6 protein-coding genes and 1 pseudogene are annotated in these 9,059 nt (G+C 34.7%); 1 reads left to right on the forward strand and 6 read right to left on the reverse strand.

Annotation, left to right across the window (positions count from 1 at the left end):
- Window positions 1–215: 215 nt before the first annotated feature.
- The 6 genes from yihA to ACTWP4_RS22435 form a co-directional block, all read right to left on the reverse strand.
- A complete protein-coding gene (yihA, locus tag ACTWP4_RS22410; protein ID WP_443131009.1) occupies window positions 216–800 on the reverse strand; it encodes a ribosome biogenesis GTP-binding protein YihA/YsxC in 585 nt (194 codons plus the stop codon).
- Entirely contained in the window at window positions 787–3,120 is a 2,334-nt protein-coding gene (gene lon / locus ACTWP4_RS22415; RefSeq protein WP_443131010.1) for an endopeptidase La, read from the reverse strand. The genes yihA and lon overlap by 14 nt, the downstream gene beginning before the upstream one ends.
- A 286-nt stretch (window positions 3,121–3,406) precedes the next feature.
- Window positions 3,407–4,678 (reverse strand): ATP-dependent protease ATP-binding subunit ClpX, encoded by a 1,272-nt coding sequence (gene clpX, locus ACTWP4_RS22420; protein ID WP_443131011.1) that lies wholly within the window; start codon window positions 4,676–4,678, stop codon window positions 3,407–3,409.
- Between the two features lie 343 nt (window positions 4,679–5,021).
- Window positions 5,022–6,308, reverse strand: coding sequence for a trigger factor (gene tig, locus ACTWP4_RS22425; RefSeq protein ID WP_443131012.1), 1,287 nt, complete (start codon window positions 6,306–6,308; stop codon window positions 5,022–5,024).
- Between the two features lie 172 nt (window positions 6,309–6,480).
- Entirely contained in the window at window positions 6,481–7,467 is a 987-nt protein-coding gene (locus ACTWP4_RS22430; protein ID WP_443131013.1) for a hypothetical protein, read from the reverse strand.
- A gap of 181 nt (window positions 7,468–7,648) precedes the next feature.
- The gene (locus ACTWP4_RS22435; RefSeq protein WP_443131014.1) at window positions 7,649–8,317 is read right to left on the reverse strand and encodes an HAD family hydrolase; all 669 of its coding nucleotides are present in this window, start codon (window positions 8,315–8,317) and stop codon (window positions 7,649–7,651) included.
- A 616-nt stretch (window positions 8,318–8,933) separates the two neighbouring features.
- Here ACTWP4_RS22435 and ACTWP4_RS22440 point away from each other — a divergent pair.
- Window positions 8,934–9,059 (forward strand): annotated as a pseudogene (locus ACTWP4_RS22440) (group II intron reverse transcriptase); the annotation flags it as partial.

Genomic DNA, 9,059 nt, shown 5'->3' on the forward strand with positions numbered 1-9,059 from the left:
GTTTTCGTATGCTTCCAATACCATCCGTTTAAATTCAATAGTATAACCTTTTCTAGACATAAAAGTAACTCCCCCCAAGTAACAGATTTTTATTTTTTATCTGTCTACTTAGAAGGGAGCATATCAAGCTCCACGAGGGACGTTTTTTTATTTTTTACATTTATGTCCTTCATTACTACAACATAAGTCGTTTACTTTTTTAGTAGTCTATAAGCTTATTTTATATAATTTAATAAATAACTCCACACGTCTTCTTTTCCTTCGCTCGTTTCAGCTGAGAAGGGGATAACGCTATCGTCCGGATCTAATTCGAGCGTATCAATTACCCTTTTTATATGAGTCGCTTTTTTGTTTTTAGGAATTTTGTCTAATTTGGTTGCGACCACTAATACAGGGATTTCATAATACTTTAGAAAGTTGTACATCATCACATCATCTTCTGTTGGTTTATGACGGATATCCACAATCAAAACAGTTAATCTTAACGTATCACGGAGCGAGAAATATTCTTCCATCATCTTACCCCATTTTTCCCGCTCTTTCTTGGATACTTTAGCATAACCATAACCTGGAACATCAACGAAGTAAAAGCTGTCATTAATGTTATAAAAGTTTAATGTTTGTGTTTTGCCAGGCTTTGAAGACGTTCGAGCTAAATTTTTTCGGTTAATTAATTTATTTATAAATGACGACTTTCCGACGTTAGACCGACCAGATAAAGCAATCTCTGGCCATCTGTTTGAAGGATATTGCTTTTCGGACACTGCACTAATAACTATTTCTGCCTTATTGACTTTCATCTTTCTCCTCCACTAACGCATATTCCAAAACAGTATCTAAATGATCAACAGGAACAAAGGTTAAACCTTCCCGAACACTTTCCGGTATATCTTCCAAATCTTTTTTGTTATCAGCTGGAATAATAATCGTCGTTATACCTGCCCGGTGCGCACTAAGAGATTTTTCTTTCAATCCACCAATCGGAAGCACTCGACCTCTTAAGGTAATTTCCCCTGTCATTCCAACTTCTTTTCGAACTGCACGTCCTGTTAAAGCTGATACAAGGGCAGTTGCCATCGTAATACCTGCTGATGGACCATCTTTTGGGGTGGCACCTTCAGGAACGTGAATATGAATATCATATTTTTCATGAAAATCCGGATCAATTTTTAATTGATCTGCTCTTGAACGAATATAACTGAAAGCGGCTTGTGCCGATTCCTTCATGACATCTCCTAATTTACCAGTTAAAGTCAGTTTACCTTTACCTTTTGCAACACTAACTTCAATCGATAAGATGTCACCACCTGCAGCTGTATAAGCTAAACCTGTTGCAGCACCAATTTGATGTTCTTCTTCCATCATGCCGTAGCGGAATTTGGGTTTTCCTAAAATTGTTTCTAATTGTTTTTCGGTGACAACAACACGTTGCTTTTCACCAGAAACGATGATTTTAGCTGCCTTTCTACAAATAGAAGCAAGCTGACGCTCCAATCCACGTACTCCAGCTTCTCTTGTAAAAACACGGATAAGCTTTAATAATGCTTCATCACGTATTTGCATGTGCCCTTTTTTAAGTCCATTTTCTTTTAACTGTTTCGGCAGTAAATGTTGTTTAGCTATGTGTAGTTTTTCTAATTCGGTATACCCTGCAATCGAAATAACTTCCATTCGATCTAGTAAAGGTCTTGGTACAGTTGCTAAATTGTTTGCGGTAGCAACAAACAAAACATTGGACAGGTCATACGTTTCTTCTAAATAATGGTCACTGAACGTGTTGTTTTGCTCAGGATCTAATACCTCCAACATAGCAGCTGAAGGATCCCCACGGAAATCATTAGACATCTTATCAATTTCATCTAATAAAAAGACGGGATTAATGGTTTCAGCTTTTTTCATACCTTGAATAATTCGTCCAGGCATTGCTCCGACATATGTGCGTCGATGACCACGTATTTCCGCTTCATCACGAACACCACCAAGCGAGATGCGGACAAAGTGCCGATCAATCGATCTTGCTACAGATCTAGCTAGAGAAGTTTTCCCCACTCCCGGTGGGCCTACGAGACAAAGAATAGGACCTTTTATTGAATTCGTTAGCTGTTGAACAGCTAAATATTCGAGTACACGTTCTTTTACCTTCTCCAAACCATAATGATCTTCGTCTAGTATTTTCTCTGCATGTTTGATATCCAGGTTATCTTCAGTTTCTTCTGTCCAAGGTAATGAAAGCACCCAATCAATGTAATTACGTATTACAGAGCTTTCTGCTGAACTTTGAGGTACTCTCTCATAACGGTTTAATTCTTTTTCTACCAGTTCTACTATTCGCTCAGGTAAGTCTTTTTCGTCCAGTTTCTTTCGTAATGCTGCTAATTCACCTGTCTTACCATCTTTATCACCAAGTTCACTTTGAATAGCTTTCATTTGTTCTCGTAAGTAATATTCTTTTTGTGTTTCTTCCATGGACTTTTTGACACGTTGTCCGATTTTACGTTCTAATTCTAACACTTCTTTTTCATTAGAAATAATATCCAATAACTTTTTAAGTCGTTTCGTTACATCTAACGTTTCCAGTACTTCCTGCTTATCTGACATCTTTAGTGTAATGTGTGAAGCAACAAGATCAGCAAAACGGCTAGGTTCCTCAATATCCGTCACACTGGCCAACGTTTCTTTGGTAACCTTTTTGGAAATTTTAGTATAATGCTCAAATTGCTCTAATAATGTTCGCATTAATGCATCTTCTTCAGCAGGTTTTTGATGTACATCTTCTACTTTTTCAATTTCAACAAAAAATTGCTTTTCTTCATTAATAAATTCCTTAATTTCTGCACGGTACAAACCTTCTACTAAAACTCTCATCGTTCCGTTAGGTAATTTTAGCATTTGATTAACTTTTGCAACCGCACCAATCGTATAAATATCTTCAGTATTTGGCTCGTCCACTGCGCTTTCTTTTTGGGCAGCAAGAAAGATGTTCTGATCATTCATCATTGCTTTCTCTAATGCTTGAATGGATTTTTCTCGCCCTACATCTAGATGGATTACCATCCCAGGATATACAATTAACCCTCGAAGTGGTAAAAGCGGGATATGTATGAATTTGGATTCTGTCATATGGCACCTCCGTCAAAAGCTACTAGTTCTATGTCATACAAACTGAGTAATCGCCATAATTCTTTGGCGAAAGTCGTTCGTTTATACTATAGCCTATAATAAGATATACATACCTATAGTACAATTTAGTAATACCTAGTACCATTGATTGATTCTTCTATTGTTATAAGTTTAAAGAAGTTTTGATTTTTTGTAAATCTAAAAGTATTTTGTTTGTTGATATTAGTTTTACCTAAGGTTATGAAACAATACAAAATCCCTTGTTAGATAAACAAGGGATTTATACCTACGCACTTTCTTTTGGAGATTCAAGATCGATAATTGTTCCATCCTCATGGACTAACTTTGGCCGGCCATTTTCTTTCGTAACTGTCTCTTCTGTAATAATACATTTCTTAATATCGTCTCGTGAAGGCAGTTCAAACATTACGTCCAACATAATACCTTCCAATATTGATCTTAAACCACGAGCACCAGTTTTTCTTTCAATTGCTTTTTGAGCAACAGCTTCTAAAGCACCTTCTTCAAATTCCAACTCAACATCATCAATTTCAAAAAGCTTATTATACTGCTTTACTAAAGCATTTTTCGGTTTTGTTAAAATTTCTACCAGCGCTTGTTCATCTAATGGTTCCAAGCTTCCGATTACTGGTAAACGTCCAATAAATTCCGGAATTAATCCAAAACGTAATAAATCTTCTGGAAGTACTTTAGAAAGTAATGTCGCTTTATCTAATTCTTGATTGTCAGCATCAGCACCAAAGCCAATTACTTTCTTACCAAGACGACGCTTCACAATTTGTTCAATACCATCAAATGCTCCACCACAAATGAACAAAATATTAGTAGTGTCAATTTGAATAAATTCTTGATGCGGATGCTTTCTGCCGCCTTGTGGAGGTACACTTGCTGTTGTACCTTCAAGAATTTTAAGTAAAGCTTGTTGAACACCTTCACCTGATACATCACGTGTAATGGAAGGATTCTCTGATTTACGTGCAACTTTGTCAATTTCATCAATGTAGATAATACCTTTTTCCGCTTTTTCAACATCATAATCCGCTGATTGAATAAGTTTTAATAAAATATTTTCTACATCTTCCCCTACATACCCTGCTTCCGTTAATGATGTCGCATCTGCAATAGCAAACGGCACATTTAAAATACGTGCAAGTGTCTGGGCAAGCAATGTCTTACCACTACCAGTAGGACCAATCATTGCAATATTACTTTTTGCCAATTCTACCTCATCTTTAGATTTTGGAGAATTGATACGTTTATAATGATTGTATACGGCAACAGACAAGTTTTTCTTTGCCTTTTGCTGACCTATTACGTAATCATCTAAGATTTCACAGATTTGTTGTGGTTTTGGAATATCTTTATATTCTACTTCTTCTTCTGTTCCTAATTCCTCTTCCACTATCTCTGTACAAAGTTCAATACATTCATCACATATATAAACACCTGGTCCAGCGACTAACTTGCGAACCTGGTCTTGACTTTTTCCACAGAATGAACATTTCAATTGACCTTTTTCTTCATTAAATTTATACATGACATTCACCCCTTGTTCAAAAAATATATCCCATGATCCATAAAAACGATTAATCACTTTTCGTCTTTAGGCAATCATATCAAATTGTTCTAAAATAAAAAAGTAATACACTTTTTCATGTTTGTAAAGCGTATCAATCTTTCATGTCGATTACAAATAGTTTGCTTTTTATTAAGAGAAGAGTTTTCTTTATGTATATGTTAGTCTTGCCAAATGTATATCCTTCTATTTCATTCAACTATAATTTATGTAAAAAAACGGGGCTGTATGGATAGGCAGGTTTAAAATTTAATGTTTATAGAAAACAAGGTACGGGATATCGCACCTTGTTTTCAGTTATTATTTATTTTGATTTGCTATTATCAACAAGGACATCAATTGCTTTTTTGAACTTCAAATCATCTTGAAGTGCAGCAGTGTTTCCACCAAGTGCTTGTTTAATTTGGTCGATTTCCATGTTATACATAGAAGCCATTGATTCTAACTCTTTTTCCAAATCTTCATCAGTTACTTCCACATTTTCAGCAGTAGCAATTGCTTCTAAAGTCAAGTTAGTTTTCACACGTTTTCCAGCATCTTCTTTCATTTGCTCTTTTAACGCATCTTCATCTTGACCTGAGAATTGGAAGTACATGTCTAATGTCATACCTTGCATTTGCAATCTTTGTTCAAATTCCTGCATCATACGATCTAATTCAGATTGTACCATTGCTTCTGGAATTTCTACTTCAGCATTGTCAGATGCTTGTTGAACAAGAGATTCACGTTTGTTAGCATCCGCTTCATTTTCTTTTTGTTCTTGAAGACGTTTCTTTGTTTTTTCTTTTAACTCATCAAGTGTTTCTACTTCTTCGTCTACATCCTTAGCAAATTCATCATCCAATTCTGGAAGTTCTTTTGCTTTAATTTCATGGATTTTCACTTTAAAAGTAGCTTCTTGTCCAGCTAAGTTCTCTGCATGGTATTCTTCAGGGAAAGTAATCTCAACATCTAATTCCTCTCCTGCTTTTTTACCAACTAACTGTTCTTCGAAACCAGGAATGAAAGAACCAGAACCAATTTCTAATGAATGGTTATCTGCTTGACCACCTTCAAATGCTTCACCATCAACGAACCCTTCAAAGTCGATTACAGCAGTATCACCGTTCTCGATTTCGCCTTCTTCTTTTACCACAAGTTCAGCTTGTTGTTCTTGTTGTTTTTTGATTTCTTCCTCAACGTCTTCGTCTGTAACTTCTGTACTTACTTCTTCTACTTCAAGTCCTTTGTAGTCGCCTAGTTTTACTTCAGGCTTCACAGTAACTTTAGCAGTGAAAATAAGATTTTTTCCTTTTTCGATCTGTTCGATATCAACTTCTGGTTGATCTACTGGTTCGATACCAGTTTCTTCAATTGCATTTGTGTATTCTCCAGGTAGAATAATATCTACAGCATCTTGGTATAATGATTCTACACCAAAACGTTTTTCGAACATTCCTCTTGGCATTTTTCCTTTACGAAAACCAGGTACTTGTACTTGTTTTACAACCTTCTTAAAGGCTTGGTCTAAAGCACTATCGAATTTGTCTGCATCTACTTCTACCGTTAAGACGCCGACATTACCTTCTTGCTTTTCCCATTTTGCTGTCATTCTAAATTCCCTCCAACATAAAAAATCTGTATATTTGACGTTCATTCAATATACCATCCTATAATAGACCGAACGCAAATTGCAACCATCTTATTATAACATAATTGCATTTGCTTTCAATAATAATAATGTATGTAGTGAATTTTTTGTAATTCAAGTTGTCACAAACATATTAAACGTCTAAAATTGTTCCATAAAGTGTTTCGGAAACATCGATCATTTTTAAATAATGTTCCTTCTTAACAGAAGACTGGCGATCATCTTCCTGTTCGAAAAATTGAAAGCTTCTGCTAACATAGTACAACAACGACTCAGCTAAGATCTCGTAATTTTCCTTTTGTGGTAAAAATGGGGTATACACATACGCAAATCGTTCTAATATGAATTGAATCATTTGATATTTAGTTGGGTCCTGTTGCTGTATGTTGTCTAAATAACTGGTGACACCTGTTATAAAGGAAATAGGAAAAATGTCATCCAGTTCATTCATATGTATTTCGTCAGTTAATTGAAATTTTTCAATATGTATTGATTGATCAGGTTTAACTTTTTGATAATATTCCAATAACGCCGTCTTCACTACTGGGTGAATTTCTGGATTCTTTAACATCTCTCTAAAAAATGGTTTGTCGTGGTATACTTCTAACTGAAGTAAGCGCTTCACCATGTACCATTGCTGACGGTCATTACTCTGTTCAATTGCATCTTCTAATTGTTTTTGAACATCTATGTATGATTTTTTGTCTTCCTGTTGCTGTAATTCTTTACTTAACTGATACATATGTCGTAATTGATCTACGATTTGGGATGGTATTTCTGTTTGTGTTAATGCGTCATCAATGAGATACATCACTTCATTATACTTACTTGACTGAAATAACAAAGTAGCATAAATATGTACGTAAGAAGCAAAATAAGTGTCTTTCTTTGCAATTAATTCTTCACATAAATCTTCCGCTTCGTCTTGCATGTTAAGTTCCATCATGCAGATTAATTTTCCTGTCATTACTTCATGCGATCGGACACCATTTTCCGTTAATTGATGGAAATAATCATAAGCTTCACTGAAATGATTTTCCTGCATGGCAGTTTTCGCTTTGTCTTCCAGGTTATCTTTCCATTTAGGAAAAATAATAACATTTTCCCTTTCTTCTTCCATTATCTCACCTGCCTTTTTCGTATGATAGTAGATACTATTATAAAGTTTATTCTAATATTACTCAAGTACAAGTTGAAGAGCGGAAAATGACAAGCAATTGAATTTGTTTGTTAACGGTTATTGTGATCAATGAGTTAGAATTCGTTTAGAATAAATAGGGTAACTTCCATATATCCTGCCTTTAATTAGAAACTGAGAGAGCCCTGATAATTATGGGAATTTCTTTTAAGTCATCAATCACAAAATCCGCATTGTCACATATAACACCATTAGTTTTTTTCAAAATCGATTTCATTCCTGATTGTTTTGCAGCATTAATATCACTTTCTGGGTTGTCTCCTACAAAAATACTTTGATCAGGCTCTACTTGCAAATGGTGTAATGCTTTTTCGAAAATTTTAGGATTTGGTTTTTTAATACCTTCCTTTTCTGATATTAATATAGGATCAAAATAATCCTCTATTTCTAATGCATCGATAGTATATTGTTGAAACTCCTCTTTACCATTTGTTATCATCCCAAGTTTTATGTTCATTTTTTTTAGACTATTTAACATTTTGTTTAGATTAGGAAAAGGTGTACAACTATGACGAAATTGAGTTACATAATCGGCTAACAATTCTTCCCAAGTTAAGTCCATTAACTTAAATTCTTTTACAAGCTGTTGGTAAACTTTATCCTTCCACACCATACCTCCGTTATCAAGTTCAATAAAACGATAAATGTACAACTCTTTATCAATATGTCGTAAAGATTTATAATATCTATGATATTGATTCTCCGCAAAAATGTTTATCGATGTCTCCCTGTCTAATAAAGTGCCATCTAAATCGAAAAAAACTGCCTTAATAGGTCATCACCAACTTTTCTTCCATTATAACAAATAAAAGGGAGGCAATGTAAAATGAGACTATGATCAGTAGGGGCATTGATCCCCACTGATCATTAGAGAAACTTATCAGAGTGTTAGCGTCTGTTAAAACCTAAACTTATCCTTGTGTTACTTGAAGCGTGAGAGCTTACAGACGATTAGCACCGTGATAAACAGAAACGAGGTGAAACTGGTGTTACCACACCATTATTAAAATGAAATTACAGCAATTAACGTATGTTTTTATTTTATTAGCTGGATTCTCTATCGGAATTCATCAAGCTTTTGAGCATATCTTTACTCAAATAACAATGATTATATTGATCATCATTACTTTCTTTTTTATTGTGAAAGATATACTCTTTTCGACTAAGGAAAAATAATTATTCTTAAAGGGAAGTAAAAAGGAATCTATTTGCCTAGCTATTTAAAATTAGTAAATGACACAGCTGTGATCATATATTTTCCAAAGAAAGCAAAAACAAAAAGCCTCACAACGATTATCGTTGCAAGGCTTTGACTAACGTCCCAGGCAGACGTTTAATTTATAGTATAAAACACTGTTATATTAACATCTCCTATGTCTTTTGTGTAAGAAAAATCTCAAGTTATTAACCTAAGAAAAAGAGAATCCGAATTCCTTGGGTTTACGATCCGTGCGAACAGAAAAGGGAAAAAGAGAGTTGCACATACAGGCTTAAAAGAAAGTAAAAAGCGTAAA

The organism is Gracilibacillus sp. D59, assembly GCF_052246695.1.
GTDB lineage: Bacteria > Bacillota > Bacilli > Bacillales > Amphibacillaceae > Gracilibacillus.